Raw genomic sequence first — 26464 nt, forward strand, 5'->3', positions numbered from 1 at the left:
GCACTGCCGCAAAATGATAAACTAATCCTGCATACGCTCCAGCGCATAATCTGCTTCCTCCGCAGTCAGTTCGCCCGCTTTTAATTGTCTGAGGAGCTCTTTTACTCTCTCGTTCTTTCGATTGGAATCCGCTGTTGCATGATTCTGTGTCTCCGCGGAAAACGTTTCTTTTTTACGAATGGTTACATCCTTTAAACCTGCAAGTCTCTCTCCGTGTTCATTAAGCAGCTGAATATCGTAAATAAGCTCGGATTGACCTTTTTGGCCTGTTTTACGCGCATAAGCCCAGCATTCTGCTGAAACTTTTTTCCGAATCGTAATCTCTCCTATTGAAAAAGGAACATAAACAGATGCCTCTTCTCTTCCGTCCGTAATGCCGAACAAAGATTGCAGAGCCCCATCAATTAAAGACGGATGCAATGTATAATTTTCAAGAGCATATGCGGCTTCTTTTGGCAGCAATAAGTGTGCAACCGCTTCCGTTCCGCCGCCCCATAAACGTTGAATCGGCTGAAAAGCGCGCCCATACAGGAACCCGTTTTCCCGAAAATACTCGTAACATTCATCTTGTTCACGGACAAAAGCACTTCTGTTTATTATCTCTTGTCTGTCCGTATTCTCTATATCATCATCACCGTAATCATGATCATAATCTAATTCACCCGTCACAAATCCAGTCCTTACAGCAGCATCCTCGTCAGGTGACATGTTAAATAATATGCTGCCGTCTTTTACGGAAATGTGAGTGTAAATGGTCAGGCTCTCTTGCAAAAGCATGGCCGGTCTGGCAAATATCACGTTTTTTAAACGAGTGACCTTTTTCTTTCGATATGACCGTGTTCCCGCTGCGCATGCCATTTCAAGAAAAGCAGCTGCCGGGAGAATGCTCTTGTTTTTTACAATGTGGTCTTTTAACCAAATCTCTTTGTCTCTTAATGTCGTTTTAAAAAACTGCTGTTCCAGAGTAGATTCATTCGAATCCAGAAGCGGGTGCAGTGAAGACTGCTGCGGCAATATTTCTGGAAATACTGCACTTTGGTTTCCAGGCACCCAGTAAGACTCCTCAGCAAATGGATATAAAGGAAGCTTGACCTTTTGCGGGGTATATTCTTCATATAACTCTCTCCATTGAATATCAGCCCCGAAAGACCATAATTTTGCAAGAAGATTCAAGTCCTTTGTCTCCATCATCACCTCGAGGAATTTATCTTTCATCTTTTGATCATGAAAGATAAAGACTTTATCAAAATCTTTCGTAACATTGCCTTTGTATACGCCCTCTCCAATTGTTCCTTCAGTACAGAAAGTTCTCAGCTTCTCCTTAAGTTCCGGCAAATCAGAAGCTACAACAGCAAGTCTGTCTTCCATCGGTTCCCTGCATGTCTGCAATGTAAAAGCGATATCAGCTGCCGAGGCCTTTGTCTCCCGCTCTGTGAATTGCAGAAGGCGCCGAGCGTATTCTTTCAGTCTGTCTTCATTTTTGGCAGAGAGAACTGCGGCAAACGGACCGCTTATTGTTTGTGTGTCCGCATGGTTTTGATATTCTTCCACAATGACATGGGCATTTGCTCCTCCCGCTCCGAACGAACTGATTGCTGCTCTTCTGTTGGAGGCGCCTGATTCTTTCCGCCACTCTTCTTCTTTCTGCTGAACGTAAAAAGGCGTCTTTTCAAATCGGATATTTTGGTTCAGCTGTTCCGAGTGAATGGATGGCGCCAATTTCTGATGCTTAAATTGTAAAAGAACTTTTGTAAGGGCTGCTATACCTGCAGCAGACTCCAAATGTCCGATATTAGACTTCACTGAACCTATGGCACAAAATTGTTTATCGTCCGTAAATTTCTCAAAAGCTTTTGTCAATCCTGCGATCTCAATCGGATCTCCGAGCGAGGTACCCGTTCCGTGTGCTTCCAAGTAGCTGACGGATCGCGGACTGATGTCCGATTTCTTGAAATTTTCAGCAATCAGCTCAGCTTGTGCATTCGGATTCGGAACCGTAAATCCATTGGTTTTTCCGCCATGATTTACAGATGTTCCTTTAATTACTCCGTATATATGATCCTGATCAGCAATTGCTTTTTCCAAAGGTTTCAAAAGGACGGCGCCCGAACCTTCTCCCGGGACATAGCCGTCTCCGCCCTCTCCGAAACTTCTGCACAATCCTTCGGTGGAAACAAAATTACCTTGACTCAGCCAAAGGTATTTGCTGGGGTGTATGGACACATTAACGCCGCCCGCAAGCGCAATTTCACTTTCCCCTCTTTTAATGCTTTCACATGCCAAGTGAATGGCCGTCAGCGATGATGAACACATCGTATCCAGTGCAATGCTCGGGCCGGAGAGATTAAAAAAGTATGAAACCCTGTTCGCAATAGATGAAAAGAAGGAACTGAGCGCAATCGGATTGCCCCGCGCAGTTTCTTCTGCGCCGAATAATTGATATTGTCCGTACATGGCTCCGACAAACACACCGGCTTTCATACCGTTAAGCTTCTCTTTTGTATATCCTGAATCTTCAAACGTATGCCAGGAGGTTTCGAGAAAAATTCGCTCCTGAGGGTCCATCAGCTCAGCTTCTTTATGAGAAATGTGGAAAAACAGCGGATCGAATTGATCAACACCGCTGATAAAACCGCCCCACTTACTGTTGATTTTCCCCTTCTCCATTCTGTCGGGACTGTAAATCGATCTGAAATCCCAACGTTCCTCGGGGATTTCAATAATACAGTTTTTCCCTCCGGCAATGTTTTCCCAGAACTCCTCAAGAGTATCGGAATTCGGATATCTTCCGCTCACACCGATAATGGCAATATCCTCACCCGGCTGAACCATGCTCGGTGCAGCTGCAACTCTATGCTGCCGGTGCTGTTTTTCACTCAGATTTTCTCTTTTCTTCGGCACTCTTGTTACCGGAGCTGCCCCTGCGGCCTTAAGCACTTTTTCTTTAAAAGATGTTAGGAAGAAGTTTGAAAGCTCTTCAATGTTCTGATATTCAAAAAAGATTGTTTTTGGAAGATCCCCGAAAGTATCTTCAAGCTTTGAAATAAGTGACATGATCATAAGTGAGTTGATTCCGAATTTCTCAAAAGAGTCTTTCGCATTTATTTTATGAGCTTGGATTTTCAAGACACCGCTGATGATCTTGATTAAATAGTCATTGACTTTTTCTTTCGCAGCATATTCCTCTTCTTCATTGTGTTCCGCCGTGAGTGTATCTTGATCTGCTGCAGCTGTGTTTCTTTGAATCGAAAGCGCTTTTATCATTTTATCCCGCTCTCCTTCTGCAGGCATTAAGCTGGTAAATGAAGACCGCAGCATTTTCAGAAACGCTTCCAGAACAGAGGAAGTTCGCATCGGAGTCATTCCGTATTTTTCTTTTATTTGAATGATTCCATTGCTGTCGAGACTCATCCCGCCATCTTTCAATAACGGCCAATTGATTGAAAGGGTTTTTCCGTTTCGGGAGAGCTGAGATCGAAGCATTGCAAAACTGTCCATAAAATGATTTGCGTACGCATAGTCACTTTGGCCGGCATTTCCGTAAGCGGAAAAAGAAGAAAAGAGAACAAAAAAATCAAGATCTTCGTCTTTTGTCAGCTCATCCAGCCAGATTGTCCCGTAAACTTTCGGTTTCAGTACGTCCGTAAAATCACTGAGACTTTTATTTACAAGAAATGAGTCACGAAGGATGCCGGCAGCATGAATGATCCCGTTTATGCTGCCGTACCGCTGTTTAACGCCGAAAATGAATCGCTCTGCCTCTGTTCGATCTGTTATGTCCGTCCGCTGATATTCAACAATAGAGCCGCTCTCATTAAGCTTACCGATCCGTTCTTTTTGATCAGCTGTTAAAACAGAACGGCCTGTAAGTATAATCACGGCTTGGTTTTCTTTAGCGATGTGTTCCGCAAACAGCAGCCCGAGTTTTCCGGCTCCTCCGGTAATGATATATATGCCGCCTTTTTGATACGTTACAGATCCTTTATTGTGTTCCGGAATATCAATATGCTGCAGCCCTTTCACAAAACGGGTATGTGAGTCTATTAAAATCTCACATTCATCGGATTGAAAGCGCTGTATTTCACTGATTGCAGCATCCCATATCTCAGAAACCGGAGGATTTATGTCAGAATGCTCATGGCGAATCTGTATGGTTTTCGCTTTAAGCTTGGAGCTTTCCATGTTTACCGTTTTAATGAAACCTCCGACAGCTTCATGAAACGGCTGATTCAGACCCCTTGTCCAATAAATATGCAATAACGTAACAGGTTCGTTTCTCCGCATTAAAGCTTTTGATAATAAAAAGAGCGAGTTTATCCCTCTGCAAAGAGTTTCATTAACGGATTTTTCAGTGAATTCTCTGATTTCTCCGTTCCATAAATAAAGCACGACATCAGGTGTAAATCCGTTTTCATCCAAATCAGACAGCAGCATTTCGACATGACTTTCATCAGAAGGATTGATTGTGCATCTATTCCGTTCAATTCTATAATCAGAATCGGGCGTTACGAGAATGACACGGTTATGATCTCCATTCATCATCTCGGCATGCTGAAAAAGACGGTTATCCTGATCAAAAATCAGCATATTCCCCGGTGCCTGCTGATTCGGCATATCAATGTCATTTGTCCTTACCCAATCGTTCTTTAAAAAAATGGTTGGGGACGGAGCTTGCTCCGCCTTTTTTTCCATTTGTTCTTTTCTGTAAGTGCGAATTAGCTCCAGTCCTGCATCAGGAGACATTTGCTGTTCTTCAATTAAGGAAAGTATTTGTTTGATCTGCACTATTTTCCCTCCAGCAGCTGATAAACTTGGTCAGCAGAAAGTTCACCGTTTTTCAATTGTTCTAATAAGAAGAGAATTTCCTGATCTTCATTTTTACGTCCTGCGGTTAATTCTCCCCCGGTCACTTTTCTGACAGAAAAGTCTTTCATGCTCACGGCTATTTCGCCGCTCTCGTTAATAAAATCAATGTTATACGTATAAAAACCGGTTTCTCTCACCGAGACATGGCATCGGGCAGTAAGCGCCCTCTTAATGTGAAGCTCTCTAAGTGAATATGGAACAAATAAGCCCTCTTTCTCATTATCTCTTAACAAAAATGCCGCCGCCTGAAAACCGCCGTCAATTAATGAAGGATGGAGTGTAAAATGTGAAAACCCGTTCGCTAAATGAGCCGGAAGCTCCAATTCTGCCATTAACTCCATATCACTGCGGTATACGGCTTTCAACGTTTGAAAACTGCTATAATATGTCAGGCCCATACGACTGAAGCGGTGATAACACTCTTCCCGGGTTATGGCAGCCTTACTGCTGCGTTTGAACTTATCAATATCGACATACTCAGGATTGCTGTTTATGTCTCCGAATACTGTTTCACTTTGTGTGCAGATTTGCTGCACGCCATCCGGATCCTCTTTACATATCGTTACGTTCAACTTATCTTGTTTCATTTCCAAGTCGGTATAAATGTGCAGCGTTTTTCCTTTATATAATATAGGTCTGTTCCACATCACGTCTTTTATTTTATATACTTTACTTTCTCCGCTTATTTCCGCACAAACAAGAGCCATTTCAAGCGAAGCGGCTCCCGGCAACACATAGTCTCCTGAAACAAGATGATCAGTGACGAAAAATTCAGTTCCGGAAATAACAGTTTTAAATGCTTGTTTCTTTAATGTTGAGACATTCTCGCTGATTAATGGGTGAAGACTTTTGCTATTAACCTCGCTTTTGTTCTTTTTCGGAGTAAACCAATAACTCTCTTTTGCAAACGGATAGGTTGGCAGCGGCACTCTATTCAATTTCTGATTGCCGATTGTCTTCCATTCAAACTCGGCTCCATTGGCCCACCATTGTGCGAGCAGCTCCTCTTTTCCGCTTTGAAGAGCCTCCTGAATCATATATTCAGAAACAGCTGTACGCTCTTCAGTGTTTTCGCTTATAAATACGCCTTTTTGCACCTTGCTGTCATCAAGAAAGCTGACGTACTTATCTCTCAGCTCAGTCAGACTCGCTGCACATACGGCAATTCTTTCGTTCATTGCTTCCCGGCCGTTTTGCAATGTAAATTCCATGTCACTGGCATTAACGGTCCTGTCACCGGCAATCACGCGATCCAAGTACTGAACCATAAGCCGGATATACTCAAGTAATTGATCTTTGGTTTTCGCAGATAAAACAAAAATGTGTGTTTTACCGTTGTTTTCCGGCACTTCTTTTTGAGGTTCCCTATATTCCTCTAAAACAATATGCGCGTTCACACCGCCGAATCCGAATGAGCTGACACCTGCTCTCCTCGGCAGATCGTTGTTCTCTTCATCTTTTATCGGATTCCACTTTTGAGCGGTTTCTGTGATATAAAATGGCGTATTTTCCAGTTTGATGTATGGATTGAGTTCTGAAAAATGGGCGAGTCCCGGTAGTTTGCGATATTTAAAAGCCAGTAACACTTTCATCACTCCGGCTATTCCGGCAGCGGTTTCGAGATGGCCGATGTTTGTTTTCACAGACCCGATTCCGCAGCATTTCTGTTTCGCAAAGGGAATGTCCCATTCATGATATAACGTTTTAAATGCCTTTATGATGCTGTTCACTTCAATCGGATCGCCAAGACTTGTCCCTGTGCCATGCGCTTCTATATATCCCGCAGTGGCAGGGCTGACCCCCGCCTTCCGCCAAGCTTCGGTTAATAAGTCCGCCTGTGCGTTCGGATTCGGAGCTGTCAAAGAATTGGCGCGGCCGCCGTGATTTACAGCTGACCCTTTAATCAAACCATATATATGATCACCGTCTGCCTGTGCTTTGCTGAGCGGCTTAAGCAATACTGCAGCCGCCCCTTCACTCCTTACATAGCCGTCAGCGCTTTTATCAAACGTTTTGCACTTTCCATCTTTGGAAAGCATACCTGCTTTATCAAAAGCTATAAACAGAGTAGGGCTTGTCATAATATGCACACCGCCTGCAATCGCCATTTCAAAATCGCCTCTTTGAATCCCCTCAGCCGCACGATGAAGCGCAACTAACGAACTTGAACAGGCAGTGTCAATCGGTTCGCTCGGACCCGTCAGATTCAGCTGGTAAGAAATACGATTTGCCAATATACAATGATTTAAACCGGTTGCGGTCTGCGCCTGAACAGAGACACCATTTTCATTCAGACGTTCCGCATAATCCGTTGTGGCGACCCCTGCAAACACCGCGGTTTTCGTCCCTGCCAAATCAGACGGCTTATAGCCCGCATCTTCTATTGTTTTCCATACAGTCTCCATAAAAATTCTTTGCTGGGGATCCATTAATTCTGCTTCGGCGGGAGAAATCCCGAAAAACAACGGATCAAAACTGTCCGCGCCTTTGATAAATCCGCCTTTTTTTATTTTTGTTCTATTGACGTCCCTGATCGGATCGCCGTCAAACTCTTTCCAGTTCCAACGGTCTTCAGGAATGTCTGTAATCATATCCCGCCCTTTTTCAATTCCTTCCCAAAAGTCTTCCAGCGAATCTGTTTGGGGGAAACGGCCGCTTATTCCCACTATTGCAACCGGCTCATTCATATGTCTTTCCTCTTGCCTGGTTTTGTTTTCAGGCTCAGGGGAATGTTCATAGGATTCCGCCGGAGGCGTGCTGTACAATGTTTTTTCGTCAGCTGCAGAAAAAGATTCTGTCTCAGCAAAAAGGATTTCTCCGTATTGCTCGATTACATAATCAGTAAATTCAGCCAGTGAATTGCATTCAAAGAAAATGGACGGCAATAATTCCGTACCATATTGTTGATTGATTTCATTTCCGAGTCTGGTAAACGTAATAGAATCAAATCCGTACTCGCCGAATGAAGTCTCTTCTTCTATTTCCTTTCTGTCAATCTTTAAAATACTTGACATCATCTTTGCGATGCCCTCAATCAGCATTTCTCTCCGGTCTTTCGCTTCAGATTCCTCCGAAGAAAAAGAGCCGTACAGATGAAGCTCTTCGGAATACTCACTCTTTAAAAAGTCAAGAAGTTCATTAAAATCAGTAAGGCCGAAAAAATCTGACGGCATCATTGATATTTCTAATGTTTCGTTTAATTCGTTGCCCAGCATTGTAAACATAATTGAATCAAATCCGTATTCACTTATCGGCAGTTCAAAATCAAATTCCCGTTCTTCAATTTTTAATACGCCGGTGATGATGCGCGTCAAAGTGCTTTTTAAAGATTCAGTTATTGACAGCTCTTTCGGTTCGTGATTTTCGTCGGCGATTGCCGGGTCACTTTTTCCGCTGTCAATCGTTATCATTCGTTCCAGCTTTAATTCATTACCGCTAAATACCATTATTTGATGTTCACACCCTGTCATTGCTTGATCAAATGCTGCAAGGCCTTCTCGTTTTTCCAGAGGCAGCATTCCGAAACGGTCATAAAGGAACTTCTCTGAATGAATATCAATTTGCATACCGCCTTCTTTCCATAAAGGCCAATTAATCGAGACTGTTTTTCCAGGTTTATTTTCCGCCGCTCTCATTTCCGCAAAATAATCCATAAACCGGTTTGCATAAGCATAATCGGTTTGTCCGGCATTCCCGATTATTGCGCTGATAGATGAAAACATAACAAAAAAATCCAGAGGTTCTCTGTCTGTATACCGGTCAAGCCATATCGTTCCGTAAACCTTGCTGGCCAAGACTGAATCGAGATCCTCTTCACGCTTATTGATGAGTAATGAATCTTTTATCACACCGGCGCTGTGAATAATTCCTTTAACAGGACCTAATTTGCTTTTGACGAGTTTTATCAGGTTGTTGACATTTTCCTTATCAGAAATATCGGTTCTTACATAAAAAACCTCTGATCCGTTTTTTTCGAGCTCTTTTACATTGCTTACGGCTTCCTCAGAAAGCTCTGACCTGCCGATAAGCACAAGCTTGATTCTCCCTTTTCGCACAAGATGTCTGGCGAAAATCAGTCCCAGACCGCCTGTTCCTCCTGTAATGAGGTAAACTCCCCCTTCTTTTACTTCCATCTTTTTGGGGGGCTCTGCACTTTCAATTTCTGCAGAGTGTTTCACCTGCCTGATTCCATCTCTGTATCTGATTTCTGAAGAAGTATCATCGCTTGTGACTGTTTCTTTCACAAGGTTTTTTAATTCAGGCAGACCGGTGTTCAGCTGTAACTGAATTTCATCGCTGTGTATTTCAATATTTTTACCGGACAACATTGGATGTTCTAAATGAAGCGACCTAAAAAAGCCGCTGATTGCCATTTGATAAGGTAAGATTTGATTGTTCCTTGTGAAAAATACATGTGATATCAGGATTTTATGTCTTGGGATTGTTGCTAGCAGAGCTTTCGTTACATTGAAAACCGGCAAAACAGCCTCTTCCAGCTTTTCATGAATGTTATGCTCAATTCCCGTTTCAGGGCTCATCCCGATTAAAATGACGCGGTCAATTGTCACTTGTCTTTCTTTAAGAATCGCCAGCAATTTCTTATAGCCTTCAAGTTTGACGCTGTTCAATTCAAAGGAATCAGCTTCTTTTTCTTGAAAACTGCCGCCATGGCGGACAAAGATCATGTTCAGGCCGATATCTTTATATGCCTTGCGGATCAGCGGTTCTGATATATCCTGACGGAGTGAAATCACAAGGCAGCTGTTTAAACCGCTGCCTTCAGGCTGATGAAGCATAGGGGCCCGCTTCCACATATCAGTGTAATACTTAGCTGAATGCCGCTCATTTTGAGTCTGCGGTGTAACCCTTAATGCCTTCAACGCTAAGTTTTTTATTTTAAGACTTACAGATCCGTTTTCATCCATAAATAGTATATGAAACCTTTTGACATCATCATGTTGTCTTTCATCGGCAGCTGTAATGTAAGCATAGCCGTTTGCCGAAGGTGCGTGAAGAATCTCCAGCTCACCTAATTCAAAAGGCAAATATGCGGTGTGATCCCCTTCTTGACCGGACATAAACCCGGTTGTGGATTGAAAAATTCCATCCAATAAACACGGTTCCAGCAGCGTGCCGGATTTTTTATGAATGCTCTCAGGAAGTGATATTCGTGCAAGAACAGCATTTTCATGGATAAACAGCTGTTTTATTACCTGAAAGCTGGCTCCATAGTCCAAACCGCTCTGCCGGAAGTTCCTATAACACTCTGCGCCGCTGATTAATCTTTTCTGTCCGGTTAACCAGCTGTCCAACTTAAAATGCTCTGTATGAGAGGCATCTTGATCTCCGCATGTGATAATGTTTCCTTGGCAGTGAACTGCCGCTTCAGGTTGCATATCGGTTTTCACCACAAATCTGCCGTCCTTTTGATTCGGCAGCAGATCTATCATTATCGTCTTTTCTTTTTCAACGGTTATCGGAACCGCCCATACAACCTGACTCAGTTTTATGACTGATTTTCCGTACAGCCTCTCTCCCGCTTCTCTGGCCGCTTCGATGATTGCCGCTCCGGGCAGAACGGTTTTCCCATGCACAACATGGTCTTTTAAATAATATTCAGAATCTGAAAGCGTTTTATAAAATCGGCACTCACCTGCAGAAAAATCAAATAAAGGAGCTGTACCGGCTGCTGATTTTGTTTGCGCCTTATTTGACACCCACAGTCTGTTTTTTAAGAAAGGGTAAGTCGGCAGCGCAATTTTTGCCGGTTTTCTGCCGGTGCGGAAGTCACCCCAGCTTAAATTGCCTCCTGATACCCAAAATTCAGCCATTTCGGCTAATGTGGTTCTGCCGGATTTGAGCGGAAGATCCGATTGCCGCTGTCCGCGTTTATGATTCGGTTTTTTCCCTCTAAATATTTCGTGATCGTCAATTCCATTATAAAAGTGATTTAATTTCAACATCAGATCATCGATATTATTTGAAATGACAGCAAGTCTTTCTGGCATGGCTTCACGCCCTTCAAGAAGGGTATACGCAATATCAGAAAGGTGAAGCGGCTTATTTGTTCCCGCCGGCTGCAAAAACTCGTCCTGCTTATGACGGGCCTTTTGAAGATATTCCTCCAGCTGTTTTGCCGATTCCCGTAAACTCAGTGAATGCTTGGCTGAGAGTACGATAAGTTCCTCACTTTCCTCACAATCCGTATGACAGTCAGCAGCAGACTCATACTCTTCCACAAGGATATGAGCATTTGCCCCGCCCGCTCCGAAAGAACTTAATCCCGCGCGCCGCGGATATTTGCTGTCAGAATGTTTTTCATTCGCGGGTTTTATCCAGTCGGCGGTTTCCTGCTGAAGGCAAAAAGGTGTCTCTTCCAGATAAAGATCCGGATGCACCCGTTCAGCATGCAGTGTTGCGGCTATTTTTTTATACTTCATTTGTAAGATAATCTTTGTCAGGCCGGCAATACCCGCAGCCGCTTCGAGATGACCGATGTTAGATTTAATCGATCCGAGAGAGCAATATGAAACATCTTCGGTATAAGCTCTAAACGCCTTGGTCAGGCCTCGGACTTCAATTGGGTCACCCAGCGGCGTCCCCGTGCCGTGGGCTTCAATAAAGCTGACACTTCTGGCGCTCCAACCGGCCGCTTTAAGAGCTCCTTGAATTAAATCCGCCTGTGCGGCAGGATTAGGCACCGTATAGCCATTCGTCTTTCCGCCGTGATTAATTGCCGTTCCTTTAATGACGGCGTACACAGTATCATTATCACGTATGGCATCTTTAAGCGGTTTAAGAATAACGGCCCCGACACCTTCCCCGGGTACGAAACCGTCGCCGCCTTCTCCAAAACTTCTGCATTTTCCCGATTTTGAAAGCATCCCCATCTGACATCGGTATAAATAGTCAGAAGGATGAAGATACAAATTTACTCCTCCCGCAACCGCAACCGAGCACTCACCCTTTGTTAAACTTTGGCAAGCCATGTGAATTGCCGTTAAGGATGAAGAGCAAGCCGTATCTACAGGGACACTGGGACCCGTAAAGTCAAATGTGTAAGACACTCTGTTCGCGAGAGACCATGGGAACGAATTTGGAAGTACATCGTTTTTATCCGTCGGTATTCTTTCGCCGAGCAGCTTGTAAGAATTGGTTGTCACTCCCGCAAATACACCGACATGTTTTTCGGTCTGCTTTCTCAACCCTTCAATGGTATAACCCGAATCTTCAAATGCTTTCCACACGGTTTCGAGAAATATTCGTTCCTGAGGATCCATCGCTTCTGCTTCTCTCGGCGATATTTGGAAAAACAAAGAATCAAATGATTCAGCATTCTTTAAAAATCCGCCCCATTTGCAATAAATTTTCCCCTCATGCGCTTTAGCGGGATCTGGATCATAGTAGGTCTCATAATTCCATCGTTCTTTCGGAATTTCTGTGATTGCGGTTCTCTCTTTTGATAGAAGCTCCCACAATTCTTCGATATTTTCAGCCCCGGGATAACGGCCGCTGATACCGATTACCGCTATCCCGTCAAGATGTTCTTTTTCCTCCGCCGCAGGTGCAGTGATGTTTTGTTCCGGCCTGGCAGGGGTAATGCTCTGAATCTGTTTTCCTTTTTCCTCCCGTGAAAATAAACGCCCCAGCCGATCCGGATATTCCTTTACAAGATGATCTGCTAAATCTCTGATTGTATGAAATTCAAATAAAAGCGTTTTCGAAATTGCTCCCAGTGACTGCTCCAGCTTTGTGTTGCATTGATGAATCATAACCGAATCCATTCCATATTCAGCCAGATGCACATCTTGATCGATCTCTTCCCGTTCTGCACCAATCTCAGAGGAGATGATATTGGTTAAAAACAAAACTGTCTGATCCAAAATATCGCCTTGAGCCAAAGGAATGGCACTGCCTGTCTCTGTTTCGTCCGTCAAAAATCGCTGCTGCATAAATTGTTCAAAGCGGTCATGATCACCGCAGACTGCAATATTATGTAGCTGACCCGAAGTCACAATCCGCGAAAACCATTGCGTTCCGTCTTCAGCAGGAAGTTCTTCGAGCCCGGAACCATGAAAAAGAGACGTCCGCCCTTGACCTGACAGGTTCGCCCCCATTCCGATGTCTTTCCATAAAGGCCAATTGATTGTCAGCGTGCGGCCGCTGCGCAGAGAATTTTGCCGTTTCTGTTCCCGATATTCTGCAAAATGATCTAAAAAGCCGTTTGCATATGCATAATCACACTGTCCTTCGTTCCCTGCAATAGAGACGACTGAAGAAAAAACGGCGAAAAAATCCAATTCCAGCGACTTCGTTGCATGATCAAGATTCAATGCACCATGAACTTTTGGAGCAATCACCTCTGAAAGTTCATGCTTTGTTTTTCGAAAAAGCAGCGAGTCTCTGATAACTCCTGCACAATGAATGACGCCATGAAGACCTGCATGCTGATCGGTAATACCGTCAATCATTTTTTTTACCGCTTCTTTATCGGATATATTCGCCTGTATATAATAAACCTTTGCTTTAAAGCTGTTCAGGTATTCTAAATGTTTCTGCTTATCTCCGTTTAAAGCAGACCGCCCCGATAGAATAATGGTGGATTTTTCAGTTTTCGCGCAATATTCAGCGACTTTACTGCCAATCCCCCCAAATCCCCCTGTAATTAAATACACTTTATCTTTTTCAGGGTATTGAATGGTCTTTGTGTATGTTTCTCTCTGCTTCTCTAACATCCGTGCATATCTTACGCAGCCTCTGTAAGTGATATGAATATGCCGATCAGGTGCTGTGTTTATTTCTTTATAAAGAATGGCAGCCTTCTCTGAAAATGAAACGGTTGCAGAATCATGTTCAAAGCAAACCGTCTTACAATGCAGCTGCGGATATTCTTGTTTTACCGATTTTAAAAAACCGTTCACACCTTCAAAATACGGCAATTTTTCTTTTTGATCTGCGCTGAATGTATAAATGAACGTTACTTTGTTTATAAGGTTCTCGCTGATTAAAGCCTTAGTCAGATAAAACACGGAATAAATTCCTGATTCGAGTGTTTCTTCCAGTTCAGGCCGTTTTTCAGACCACGTATGCAAAATTGCATCAGGCGCTGCGCCTTTTTCTTTTAACAAACGAATGACACCTTGATAATCTTCGGGACGCTGCCTGTTGATCGTGAAAACACTGTCGCTTATCTGCTCTAAACGGTCACCGGGCATAATAAGATATGCGGACGTATTCTCTCTTTTTTTCAACTCTTCAAAATAGTCTTTGTTTCCGGAGAACAACAAAATAGTACAGGCTTGTCCGCTGTCCGCTTCATTCTCAAGTGCGGTTTCTTTCCATACCGGCGTATAAAGTGCCTGATTCTTCTTTTTTGAAAAAGCCGCGTCTGATTTTACCTGCTGAGGGTTTAAAGAAAATTGACAGCGCTCAAACGGATAAGGCGGAAGCGGAGCTTTTCTTTTATGATGGTCACCTAGTTTCGCCCATTCAATCTCTTCTCCTGAAAGCCACATTTGCATAAATGAATGATAAAGAGCCTCATCAGCTGCTTTGTCCGTTTCAAAAGCAGCCGCTTTGTTTAGTTTTGCTGATGGAGGGAGCGATCCGAATTGAAAAACTGAAAAATCAGAAATATTCATATCCGGCTCCGTTCCCTTTTCTTCCGTGTGATGCGGCATATGATCAGCTATCTCCTGAGACACGGCATCCATTTGATTGTATTCTGTCATCAACGGAAAACGAGTTTTATCATAAAAACCTGCCGGCTGCTCATTCATACAAGCAACAGCCTGTTTAATTCCGTCTTGCTTTTTCAATAACATGCTCAGAAAAAGTTCTTTAGACAAGATTCCTTCGTCCAGTAAATTTAATATTTCCAGAACATAATCATTATTAAAGAATCCATCATAATCTGTTAAATCCCATCTCTTATACAGTCTTCTCAAAGAGGCAAGGATAGCCATGATCGCCGCTTCCTCATCAGCCGGCAATGCGTTTCTTTTATCCGCCGTGCGATTCACAATTAAAGATAAAATCTCGATTTCCTGAGTCTTTCCCGCTTTATCCCACTCTTCTAAAAACCCTTTAAACGTATATTGGTGCTCAAGAAGCAGCCGTGTTTTCCCGTACAGGCGGTCTGTAAAATCAGCCGGGAAGCTCAGACCGTTCAGCAGCATCCTTACATAATCTTCATTTAATCGAACCGGCGGGTACGTTTTTGAAGTGTACGGATTGACAAATGGAATGGACGGCGGCTTACAGGATATGTGCGAAGGTTTTTCAGCGCCTGTGATTACAGAAATGGCCTTTTCAATTTTGATGATATCCGCTGCTGCAAGAGCGACGTAATATCCGTCTCCGGCGCCTGTAATGAGGCTTGGCTTAAAACCGGATGCCAGGATACTTTTTATGATTTCCGTATTGATAACTAAAGAATACAAGCGGATTTTCTCAGGCGTCCATTTTCTTTTAAATGAACTGTGCAATGTTGGTATACCCTTCAGCACCGGCCTTACGTTCTTTTCTAAATCAGGGAACACCCGTTTCAAAACGGCAAATTGTTTATAACTTTCCCATTTGAAATCACCGATGGCAAGCGCCCATTCAGAATCTTGTTTCCTCCGAAAACTTAATCCCTCTTTAAGCTGATTTTTAAATTCCTCCTTGCTGCCTGCCAATAAACCAGCCCTGTAATCAAACGATGTCCTTGTTAAAAGGGTGCTGCTGATCACTTCATTTGATATTTTGCAAAATTCCTCTGAATCGTCAGCAAAGGTTCTCCAATGATGTATCATTTGTTTCATGCTTTCTTCACTTTTAGCGGAAAAAAGGAAGGGTACCCTTCCTTTTCTGTCAGATTCGTCTTTTGTATGTATAAATTCTTCGATGATGACGTGAGAGTTAACACCCCCAAAACCGAAGGAGCTGATTCCCGCCCTGAGCGGAGCCCCGTCTGCCGCCTTCCAATCACTTGAATCAAGCGCCGGCCTAAACGGTGTTTTTTCAAACTGTATAATTGGATTTACCGTATGTACATTCAGGCTTTTCGGCACCCTCCGGTGTTTCATCATCATTAGAACTTTTATCAATCCGGCCATTCCCGCTGCTGCTTCTGTATGACCGATATTTGTTTTCACACTTCCGATCCTGCAATATTGAGTATCCTCAGTATATTGCCGATACGCTTTTGTCAATGCTTCTATTTCTATCGGATCGCCCAGAGATGTACCTGTGCCATGTGCTTCTACATAAGAAACCGTCGCAGCATCGACAGCAGCGTTGTGTAAAGCTTCTGAGATGACCCGGCACTGCGCTTCTGCTCTGGGAGCGGTTATGGAACGGGATTTACCGCCATGATTAACAGCTGTCCCTTTTATGATCCCGTATATATGGTGACCGGCTTTTACTGCATCACCAAGGCGCTGCAACAATACAACGCCTGCCCCTTCTCCGGGAACGTACCCGTTCGCCGCTGCGTCAAAAGTTTTACATTTGCCGTCAGGACTCAGCATTCTGGCTTTAGAAAAAGAAATATATTTTCCGGGTTGGAAATTCAAGTTTACTCCCGATGCGATTGCATAATCGCTTTCTTTTGTCCGCAATGACTTAACCGCTTCATGTAAAGCAACAAGCGATGATGCACAAGCGGCATTTACAGACATGCTTTTTCCGGTCAAACCGAATGTGTATGAAAGCCGGTTGGAAAGCATAGCTTCGAAACTTCCTAAACAGGCATAACTGTCGATTTCCGATTCAGCATGACCTGTCTGCCGGTAGTCAGAATTCATAATACCCGCAAAAACAGAAGTGGTTTTACGCTGGAGATCCTGTAAAGAGACCCCGGAATCTTCGATGCACCGCCAAGTTTCTTCTAAAAGGATTCTTTGCTCAGGATCCATGTTTTTCGCTTCCCGGGGAGAGATATTAAAAAACTTATGGTCGAAATGGTCAGCTTTATGAATAAAACCTCCCCACTTGCTGATTGTTTTGTTCGGTATACTGATATCAGCTGAATAATAAAGATCGGGATCCCACCGTTCAATCGGCACTTCCCGGATGGAATCTTTGCCGCTATTTATGTTTTCCCAGAATTCATGATAATGATCTGCATCGGGGAATCTGCAAGCAACCCCGATTATCGCGATATCCGCACCCTGTTTATTCAAATGAACCATTGGCCTCCACCCGCCCCTTCTTTAGTGTAGAAATAACGTATCCAATCTGCGCCTTAGCAGACTTTCGGTCTCATTCATCAATTTTTCACCAATGTCATCGACATGTCTGTTTCTCCATGATTCCAAATCCGTGCCCTTTACCCAATGATTAAAAGCGCCTAAAGACGGGCCGCAATGAACTTGGAAATTCACCTTTTGTTCTTCCTGCCCTTCCAAAGCAAGCAGACATCCTCTTTGCAAATACCACTTAAATAGTAACAGCATCTTATATTTTTGATTGCGCTCAGCTTTTTGGGCCAGGTTCGGCTGTTTTTCTATTATGCTTTCGTAGATTTCATCAAAAGTCTTGTTAAAATAATCATTTTCGAGCTGAATCTTTGTCTTTTCATCTATCTCACTCAAAGACTCATATTGTTGGTAGATTTGAAATAATTTATTTGCCCTGACCGGAAACAGCGTGCCCTTTTTCAGCACCTGAACCTTTGTTCCGAACTCAAACAGAGTCTCCGAAGGCGCATAAGCAGTATCGCATATTCCTGTCTCACTCAGCATTTCTTTAATAAAACCGCTTGTTTCGGCTTCAACTGTACATTGATTAATGGATCCCGTCATAATAAAATCAGCGCCCATTAAAAAAGCAGACGCCGCAGACTCGGGAGTTCCGATTCCTCCCGCAGCCCCGACTCTGATCTTCCTTGCGTATTTGTGTGTTTCCATCATCTCATCCCGCAGGTTAACAAAAAACGGCAGCATCGCCGTCAATGAGCCCTGTTCAGTATTACTACCACAATCTGCTTCAATAATGATATCGTCTGCTGCCGGAATACGGCTGAGCCACTCCGCCTGCTCTTCCGTCAGCATACCGTGCTGACACATTCTCTTTACGATACTTTGAGGAGGCGGACTCAGAAATGCGGCCGCAACTTCCGGCCGTGAAACTTTGGCAATGATCCGATTATGAGGTATAACCCTGCCGCTTTTGTCTATCTTCAACTGATGCGCTTTGTAATAAATTAATGGTGCGCTGACGGAAAGATACGAAGACGCTTCTATTACTCGTACGTCATGCTTGATATATAAATCTATCAATTCCTTTTCTCTATCTTGATGATCCGGCTCAAATCGCAGATTCATTCCGTAGGGCTGACCATTTTTGAGTGTCTTCCTAATAGAAATAAGGGCCTGTTCAATTTCCCTTATAGGTAAACCCGCTGTGCCAAAGAACCCCAGCATTCCTTTCTTCCCGAGGCGGATCAGCATTTCAGCAGAAGAGATCCCTCTATGCATCGCACCTGCCAAATACGCGTATGTCAAACCGTAATCTTCTTTGAAAGATTGATCACCCAATCGGGACACCGGTGAAGCTGTACCGCTCTCTATATTTTCGGCCAAGAGGCTATGCTCTTTCCCGCTTTCCGAATTGTCCTTGTTCCCTTCAGAAAAAAAGAGACTGTCTTCCGGCGCACTGATAGTAAGCGGTTCCTCATCTCTTTGTATGGTGTGAATTAATTTAGTCAGAATGTTGCCGGGACCGATCTCTTCAAACACAGTTACGCCTTGTCCCATTAGATACCTGATGCTTTCAGTCCATTTTACCGAGTTTGTTATTTGTTCAATTAAATTCCGTTTGATATCTTCTTGTTTATAAGGTCTTGCCGTATAGTTAGAAATGACTGGGAAATTCAATTCAGAAAAATGAAACTCCTCGATAAATTCCGCAAATTCACGCTGTGCACTTTCCATGAAACGAGAATGAAAAGCTCCGCCGACTTGCAATACGATATAAGCTTTCGCCCCTTCTTTTTCAAAAAAAGAGGCTGCCCGCTTTATCTCATCTGCAGCCCCTGCTATCACAATTTGTGAAGATGTATTGTAATTGGCGATATCTATTTGGCCGAATTCATACTTTTGAAATATTTTTTTTATGTGATCCTCATCCAGTCCGATCACAGCAGCCATTCCGCCCTCGGAAGCCTCACTCATTAACTCGCCTCTTTTAGCAACCAGCCGGAGACCTGTCTCAAAATTAAAAACGCCGGCCGCAAAAAGCGCAGTATATTCACCCAGACTATGTCCTGCAACAGCATCAGGGCGTATATGACCTTCTTTTAAACTCTTTAAATATTGCAGTGCGCTCACTGTATAAATTGCAGGTTGTGTATACTTCGTATCAGTCAGCCTCTCTTTTTCATCTGAAAGGCATAAATCCTTTATGGAGTATCCTAAAATATGATCTGCCTTTTTAATGAGCTCACTGAATTCATCGAATAAGTCTCTGCCCATTCCTTTAAACTGCGCTCCCTGTCCGGGAAAGACGTAAGCAAGCATTTGTTTTCCTCCTGTTCCGTATTTCTGCCGTTTCTTTTCGTTCCGATTTTGATTAACTTTTTCACTTCAATTTTAAAATTTGTCGTTTACTCTCAGCACCCTTACTTAATAAGCATTACTAAGCAAAATAAAAAAACCTTTATGCCGGATAAAGGTTTAAAAGCAAAAAGCATGTACAAATACCATGTTGCCGTAAATATAAATAGATAGAATTTTCTGATAATTAAAATCGCATTTTCATTCTGCTTTATATATATCAATATAATAAAAACATTCCAACGTGCCGAAACAACGATTGGTTTTATGTGAATATTTCCCTAAATAAATCCTATACCATGATTTACTTGTTGTCAATGGGAAACACACGTAAATACCAATTCTTCAGCCGCCTTTTTACAGGCGGCTGAACTCGGTTGTTATCAGTTCATCAGCCCATGCCGATTTGCCTTCACTATACTATTTGCGGAATAATAGTTCTTTCTCTTTGTTGTAGTCTTTAGTATATTGATTGAACTCATCTGCTTGTTTATGCACCTTTTCGTAAACTGAGTTTACTTTGCTGATTTGCTCTTCCAGCTGCGCTAATGTGAGCTTTTTATCTTTAATCAGTTTATAAAGGTCCTGATCAAGTGAAATGGCTTTTTCGTACTTTTTGTACAAAAGATCATAAGATGCATACCTTTTCCCCATTAAAGCGACAGCATGCCCGGCTTTTTCTTTTACTTTCTTATCCTTTATTTCTTGAGAAGTTTTTTTTGCGGATTCAAACGCTTTTTTTGAATCATCAATACTGTCTTTTTCTGCTTTCAGATGTTTTTTTCGCTGATTTGCATTGCTCAGAGCCTGATCAGACAGTGTGACAATTTTCTGGTAATCATCCATATTCAACTTAACCGCGCTGTCGTATAGCTGATGCTCTTTTTTCTCCAATTTTTCTAATGTTTTCTGCTCTTTTTGAAACGGTTTTTCCGCATGTACGGCTTGTTCCATCGAATCATGAATCGTTTCAACCGGGTCTTTCCCCCCGCAGCCTGCAAGCAGCATACTTGCGGCGGCGAGCGCTCCAATTCCCGCCAGCATCTTTTTTTGTAACATATTCACTTAAAATCCCCCAATCTTGACAATTTCCACTATAGAAGCCCGAACGCCTTTTGACAATAGCTGAGCTGTAATTGGTATTCCCGGAATTTTTGGGAAAAGACATTTATGGCGCCGCGAGAGCGTACTTGCGTAAAAAATTGAGAAAACAGGGCGGATGACCATACATCTTTTTGGCTTTTACATAGTTTATAGTAGACGCCGGCCCTGCTGAAAAGGGTCAGCGTAATTAAAAGAGGAGGTTTTTTTATGTACGGATATGGATTTGGCGGCGGATTTGGCGGCGGTTGTTGCGGCGGCGGATTTGGTTATGGCGGCGGATACGGATATGGCTGCGGAGGCGGTTACGGCCGCACATTCGCATTAATCGTCGTATTGTTTATCTTATTAATCATCGTCGGTGCCGCTTATTTAGGCTGCGGCTGCTGACCTTATACACCATGAACATCGGCTGGCCTGCTATGGCCGGCCAATTGTTTCGTTGCGCCGCGATAAGGAAGTTCGCTATAATTTACATATTAAGCTTTAGGAGTGAAGTTTCTTGATTACTATGGAAAATATTGTCCGCGACGGACATCCCGTGCTCAGAGAGATCGCTGAAGAGGTCCGGCTTCCCGCTTCTGACGAAGAAAAACAGCAACTTGCTGATATGATTGAGTTTGTGAAAAACAGCCAAAATCCTGAATTAGCCGAGAAATACAACCTTCGTCCCGGAGTCGGTCTTGCCGCTCCTCAAATAGACGTAAAAAAACGGATGATCGCCGTTCATGCTGAAGATGCGAAAGGCACTTTATACAGCTATGCCCTTTTCAATCCTAAAATCGTCAGCCACTCAGTGGAAAAAAGCTACTTGACGAGCGGAGAAGGCTGCCTGTCAGTAGACGAACCCATTCCCGGTTATGTGCCGCGCTACGCACGCATCCGAGTAAAGGCGACGACGCTTGAAGGGGAACAGGTTGACATCCGCCTCAAAGGTTTTCCGGCCATTGTGTTCCAGCATGAAATCGACCATTTGAACGGTGTGATGTTTTACGATCATATCGATCAGGAAAATCCGTTAAAAGAACCTGAAAACGCCATTGCTATTGACCGTTAAAAAGAACCGGCACTTCTTGAAGTGCCGGTTTTCTTCATTTCAAAAGCCCCAGTTCTTTGACAGCCCAGCTGATTCCCTCTTCATCCACCGGCTTTGTGACGAAATCAGCGGCATCCTTTAATTCCGGAACTGCATTTCCCATCGCCACCCCGGTACCGACAAAACGGATCATCTCAAGATCATTTAGTCCGTCTCCGAAGGCATAAGTGTCGCTTATGCTGTACGGAAGGCGCTCAAGCACTCTTTTAATGCCTTCCGCTTTTGAACCGCCCTTCGGAAGCACATCCGTTGACAGTTCATGCCAGCGGACATAATCAAACTCCGGAAAAGCCGCATATGCTTTTTCTTCATGCCCGCGGCAGAATAAAAGCAGCTGATAAATATCTTTTCCTTTATAAAATGTTTCATCAACTTCGGGATAAGGCGCTTTCAGACTGCCGATTCCTTCCGAGACGTGCGGATGTCCCGGAACGGTTGTTTTCATCGTGTCTTCCGCCATGAATACGACGGGGTGCTCCCCTTCCGCCGCCTGCTTTAATAAACGCGCGACCGCATCTTCCGGCAGCGGATTTTTATAAATAACATCGCCTTCAAACACGACAAACTGGCCGTTGTATGAAATAAATGATTCAATCTCCAGCTCTTCCAGAATCGGTTTTACCATAAACGGAGACCGCCCGCTGGCGATAAAAACGTGATGGCCGGCCTCTTGAAGCGCGGCCACGGCGTTTCTTGCGCTATCGGGGATATGTTTATCATGGTCATAGATCGTGCCGTCAATATCAAAAAAGATCAGTTTTGGTTTCATGTCAATTTCTCCTTTATCCCGTTATCAGTCGTGTCTTGTTCAATATCATCATACAGAAAGTTTTTCTTCCGGCAAACAGCCTTGATGAAATTCCAATTTTACCCACGAAAACAAATCCGGTTTTGCCGCATACTACTGCTATAAAGGGCTTTAAAGGAGGTATATAATGCTGCGCCGATTACGGAAGAAACTCAGAAGACAGTGGGGCGGAATGCTCCGGAAAAAAGTCATCGCGTAGAAGGGATCTTTCGGTTTTTGAAAGTCCCTTTTTTGCTCGAGACTTTCCTTATAATCCGTTTTCGAATATAATAGAATAAGCGAGTCTAACATACGGCATTTAAGGAGAGATTTGGATGATTTATAAGGTATTTTATCAAAAGAAGGCTGACGAAGTACCTGTTCGGGAAAAAACAGATTCACTTTACATTGAGGGCGTTTCAGAACGGGACGTCAGAACGAAACTGAAAGATAAGAAATACAACATTGAATTTGTTCAGCCTGTGGACGGTGCTTTTTTAGAATATGAGAAGCAGAGCGAAAATTTTAAAGTATTGGAGTTATGAGCGGAATGAAATTTGTAAAAAATGACCAGACTGCCGTTTTTGCCCTCGGCGGATTGGGCGAGATCGGGAAAAATACGTACGGGGTGCAGTTTCAGGATGAAATTGTACTGATTGATGCGGGAATTAAGTTTCCTGAAGATGAACTTCTCGGCATTGATTACGTAATCCCCGATTACACGTATTTAGTAAAAAACGAAGACAAAATTAAAGGTCTGTTTATCACCCACGGTCACGAAGACCATATCGGCGGTATTCCGTACCTGCTCAGACAAGTAAATATTCCCGTTTACGGCGGTAAACTCGCGATCGGCTTACTTCGGAATAAACTTGAAGAGCACGGGCTGTTAAGACAGACAAAATTAAACATCATCGGTGAAGACGACATCGTTAAGTTCCGGAAGACGTCTGTATCCTTCTTCAGAACGACACACAGCATTCCGGATTCATACGGAATCGTCGTCAAAACACCGCCGGGCAATATCGTACATACCGGGGACTTTAAGTTCGATTTCACACCGGTAGGCGAGCCGGCAAACTTGACAAAGATGGCCGAAATCGGGAAAGAAGGTGTTTTGTGCCTGCTTTCTGACAGCACGAACAGTGAGGTGCCCGATTTCACCATGTCAGAACGCCGTGTAGGCGAAAGCATTCACGATATTTTCCGAAAAGTGGACGGCAGAATTATATTTGCGACATTCGCTTCGAACATTCACCGTCTTCAGCAAGTGATTGAAGCTGCCGTTTTAAACGGCAGAAAAGTTGCCGTATTCGGACGCAGCATGGAATCGGCTATTGAGATCGGACAGACTCTCGGTTACATCAGCTGTCCTAAAAATACGTTTATTGAGCATAACGAAATCAATCGTATACCCGCCAATAAAGTAACGATTTTATGTACGGGCAGCCAAGGTGAACCGATGGCGGCGCTATCACGCATCGCTAACGGCACGCACCGTCAGATATCCATTAATCCCGGAGATACGGTTGTCTTTTCTTCTTCTCCGATTCCCGGAAACACAATCAGCGTAAGCCGCACCATCAACCAGTTGTACCGTGCGGGCGCAGAAGTCATTCACGGTTCGCTGAATGACATCCATACATCCGGACACGGCGGACAGGAAGAACAAAAATTAATGCTCCGTCTGATTAAACCGAAGTTCTTCATGCCGATTCACGGGGAATACAGAATGCAGAAAATGCACGTCAAACTCGCGACTGATTGCGGCATTCCTGAAGAAAACTGCTTTATCATGGACAATGGCGAAGTGCTGGCGCTCAAAGGCGAAGAAGCCGCTGTGGCAGGCAAAATCCCGTCCGGTTCCGTGTACATTGACGGAAGCGGAATCGGTGACATCGGCAATATCGTGCTCCGCGACCGCCGCATTCTTTCAGAAGAAGGCCTTGTTATCGTTGTTGTCAGCATCAACATGGACGACTTTAAAGTATCGGCAGGACCTGATTTAATTTCAAGAGGTTTTGTATACATGAGAGAATCCGGTGATTTAATCAACGACGCACAGCAGCTCATTTCGAACCATCTTGAGAAAGTAATGGATCGGAAAACAACGCAGTGGTCCGAAATTAAAAACGAAATTACCGACACGCTCGCCCCGTTCCTATATGAAAAAACAAAACGCCGTCCGATGATCCTTCCGATCATTATGGAGGTTTAAAAAAAACTGCACTCATCATGAGTGCAGTTTTTTTATTGCAGCGGAATATGCTGAAAGGCTTTAACATCAAACAGACCGGTTGCCGTCATTTTAATATCCGGAATCACCGGAAGCGCTAAAAACGATAATGTAAGAAACGGATTGAAATTACCGGTGAATCCGAGCAAAGGAAGCTTTTCATGAAGCACGCCCAGGCTGTCATTCACCCATTCCGCAGACTTATCAGACAAAAGCCCGGCGATCGGAAGCGGGACAGAGTGAAGCAATTCTCCGTTTTTCACGGCTGTCAGCCCTCCTCCGGTGTCACGCAGTCTGTTGATTGCTTTTGCCAAATCGGCATCGTTTGTACCGACAGCGATGATGTTGTGGGAATCGTGAGAAATGGTTGTGGCAATGGCGCCTTCTTTTAACCCGAACCCTTGTACAATCCCGAGACCTATCATTTTTTCTCCGCTGTGGCGTTCAACGACGGCGATTTTTAATAAATCATTTTCTGTATCAGGGCAAAATGTGCCGGCAGACGGTGCAGGGACTTCTCTTTTCCTCGTCTCTAAATGATTTGGTATGATTTCGATTACATTCATTAGCCTGCCCTCTTGAATCGACATGCGAAAATCTGATTCAGTCAGCGGCGCTTTCAGCCGTACTGTATCTAACAGCGCCTGATCCGGAGAATAAGAGCCGGCGGACTGCTCATAAACCGGGCAGCCGTTCTCAGCAACGGTCCGGCCGGCGACCAAGGTCTTTGTGACGGCAGCCTCCCGTAAATCTGAAATAAACAAGAGATCCGCGTCAAAACCCGGTGCAACCGCGCCTTTTGTTTCAAGGCCGTAGCACTCGGCCGCATTTAAGCTGGCGAGCTGATACGCAAGGAATGGATCAAGTCCCGCTTTTATTGCCATTTTTACTTGGTGGTTCACACTTCCTTCTGAAAGCAGATCGTCTACATGTTTATCATCCGTACAAAAGAAGAAGCGGCGCGCATTTTTTTCGTTCACCGCCGGCAGCACATTAAGCGTATTTTTGGCCACTGATCCTTCGCGCAGCATGACATACATTCCCCGCCGGATTCTGTCCAGCGCCTCTTCTTTTGTCGTCACTTCATGATCATTTGACACTAACGCGGTTCTGTATATATTGATGATATCTGAAGACAGGCCGGCTAAATGTCCGTCAATCCGTTTTCCGTGAAGCTTGGCGTCAAGCAGTTTCTGAAGCATATCCTCTTCACCTTCGGCAACAGACACGTAGTCCATTACTTCCGCCAGTCCAAGCACCTCTTTTTCCTGATAAAAAGACTTTAAATCTTTGGCTTTTAATACGGCTCCCGAGCGTTCAAAGCTTGCGGCCGGAACACAGGAAGGAAGCATGAAACGGATGTTCAGCGGCGCTTTTTTCGCCTGCTCTATCATAAATGAAATGCCTTTTGCCCCCAAAACGTTCGCGATTTCGTGAGGATCAGTAATGACAGTCGTCACTCCGTGAGGGAGGACTGCTTTTGCAAATTCAATCGGAGTAACCATAGAGGACTCGATATGAACATGTCCGTCAATAAAGCCCGGAACGATCATTTGGCCTTCTGCATCAATGACTTCTTCCCCTTCATACTCGCCCAACCCGACGATCACTCCGTCCGTAATGGCGATATCTGCAGAAATCCATTCCTGGTTAAATACATCCATGATTTTTCCGTTTTTAATGACGGTATCGGCTTTTTGTCGGCCGGCCGATGCATTCAGCCGTTCAGCCAGTGTTTCTTTGTTCAAAATGAGGCCTCCTCTTTTTCTTTATATGGTACAATATGCTATCGGATCGCCTGATCATAGTCAATAAAAACTGCAGAATATACCGCTTAC

Annotated in this window: 10 protein-coding genes; 4 read left to right on the top strand and 6 right to left on the bottom strand. The window is 43.9% G+C overall.

Translation table 11 applies throughout. The features are described from left to right. Window positions 1-21: 21 nt before the first annotated feature. The 4 genes from ACQE26_RS16500 to ACQE26_RS16515 all read right to left on the bottom strand — a co-directional run bounded on the left by ACQE26_RS16500 (window position 22) and on the right by ACQE26_RS16515 (window position 20465). Complete coding sequence (locus ACQE26_RS16500; protein WP_500470084.1) at window positions 22-4785, bottom strand: type I polyketide synthase; 4764 nt, start codon at window positions 4783-4785, stop codon at window positions 22-24. Then, window positions 4785-17042 (bottom strand): SDR family NAD(P)-dependent oxidoreductase, encoded by a 12258-nt coding sequence (locus ACQE26_RS16505; protein WP_500470085.1) that lies wholly within the window; start codon window positions 17040-17042, stop codon window positions 4785-4787. Before ACQE26_RS16505 ends, ACQE26_RS16500 begins: the two co-directional genes overlap by 1 nt. Before the next feature lie 21 nt (window positions 17043-17063). Then, on the bottom strand, window positions 17064-19370 hold the full coding sequence (gene fabD / locus ACQE26_RS16510; RefSeq protein ID WP_500470086.1) for an ACP S-malonyltransferase: 2307 nt from the start codon (window positions 19368-19370) through the stop codon (window positions 17064-17066). A gap of 456 nt (window positions 19371-19826) precedes the next feature. Next, window positions 19827-20465, bottom strand: a complete 639-nt coding sequence (locus tag ACQE26_RS16515; protein WP_500471498.1) for a YkyA family protein — start codon at window positions 20463-20465, stop codon at window positions 19827-19829. A 252-nt stretch (window positions 20466-20717) separates the two neighbouring features. Here ACQE26_RS16515 and ACQE26_RS16520 point away from each other — a divergent pair, with 252 nt between their 5' ends. Together ACQE26_RS16520 and def are read left to right on the top strand one after the other, a co-directional pair. Then, the gene (locus ACQE26_RS16520; protein WP_315956441.1) at window positions 20718-20897 is read left to right on the top strand and encodes a YjcZ family sporulation protein; all 180 of its coding nucleotides are present in this window, start codon (window positions 20718-20720) and stop codon (window positions 20895-20897) included. Between the two features lie 112 nt (window positions 20898-21009). Continuing rightward, a complete protein-coding gene (def, locus tag ACQE26_RS16525; RefSeq protein WP_500470087.1) occupies window positions 21010-21564 on the top strand; it encodes a peptide deformylase in 555 nt (184 codons plus the stop codon). Between the two features lie 34 nt (window positions 21565-21598). On the opposite strand, the gene ACQE26_RS16530 is transcribed toward def, so the two are convergent. Beyond that, window positions 21599-22372, bottom strand: coding sequence for a Cof-type HAD-IIB family hydrolase (locus ACQE26_RS16530; RefSeq protein ID WP_500470088.1), 774 nt, complete (start codon window positions 22370-22372; stop codon window positions 21599-21601). Between the two features lie 353 nt (window positions 22373-22725). On the opposite strand from ACQE26_RS16530, the gene ACQE26_RS16535 reads away from it, so the two are divergent. Both ACQE26_RS16535 and rnjA read left to right on the top strand, forming a co-directional pair. After that, on the top strand, window positions 22726-22935 hold the full coding sequence (locus ACQE26_RS16535) for a DNA-dependent RNA polymerase subunit epsilon (RefSeq protein ID WP_060962892.1): 210 nt from the start codon (window positions 22726-22728) through the stop codon (window positions 22933-22935). A gap of 5 nt (window positions 22936-22940) precedes the next feature. Beyond that, complete coding sequence (gene rnjA, locus ACQE26_RS16540) at window positions 22941-24608, top strand: ribonuclease J1 (RefSeq protein WP_029575210.1); 1668 nt, start codon at window positions 22941-22943, stop codon at window positions 24606-24608. 32 nt (window positions 24609-24640) lie between these two features. Here the strand turns inward: rnjA and ade are convergent, their stop codons facing one another. Then, window positions 24641-26374 (bottom strand): adenine deaminase, encoded by a 1734-nt coding sequence (gene ade, locus ACQE26_RS16545; protein WP_500470089.1) that lies wholly within the window; start codon window positions 26372-26374, stop codon window positions 24641-24643. Window positions 26375-26464: the final 90 nt, after the last annotated feature.

It is taken from the genome of Bacillus sp. 5RYD7K (assembly GCF_059831465.1).

What these genes read in the sequence shown, in the direction of transcription:
- fabD (WP_500470086.1), bottom strand. Translation starts at nt 19,370, where the DNA reads ATGCTTGCTTACGTCTTTCCCGGACAGGGAGCGCAGTTTAAAGGAATG.
- ACQE26_RS16530 (WP_500470088.1), bottom strand. Translation starts at nt 22,372, where the DNA reads ATGAAACCAAAACTGATCTTTTTTGATATTGACGGCACGATCTATGAC.
- ACQE26_RS16505 (WP_500470085.1), bottom strand. Translation starts at nt 17,042, where the DNA reads ATGGTTCATTTGAATAAACAGGGTGCGGATATCGCGATAATCGGGGTT.
- ACQE26_RS16520 (WP_315956441.1), top strand. Translation starts at nt 20,718, where the DNA reads ATGTACGGATATGGATTTGGCGGCGGATTTGGCGGCGGTTGTTGCGGC.
- ACQE26_RS16535 (WP_060962892.1), top strand. Translation starts at nt 22,726, where the DNA reads ATGATTTATAAGGTATTTTATCAAAAGAAGGCTGACGAAGTACCTGTT.
- ACQE26_RS16515 (WP_500471498.1), bottom strand. Translation starts at nt 20,465, where the DNA reads ATGTTACAAAAAAAGATGCTGGCGGGAATTGGAGCGCTCGCCGCCGCA.
- rnjA (WP_029575210.1), top strand. Translation starts at nt 22,941, where the DNA reads ATGAAATTTGTAAAAAATGACCAGACTGCCGTTTTTGCCCTCGGCGGA.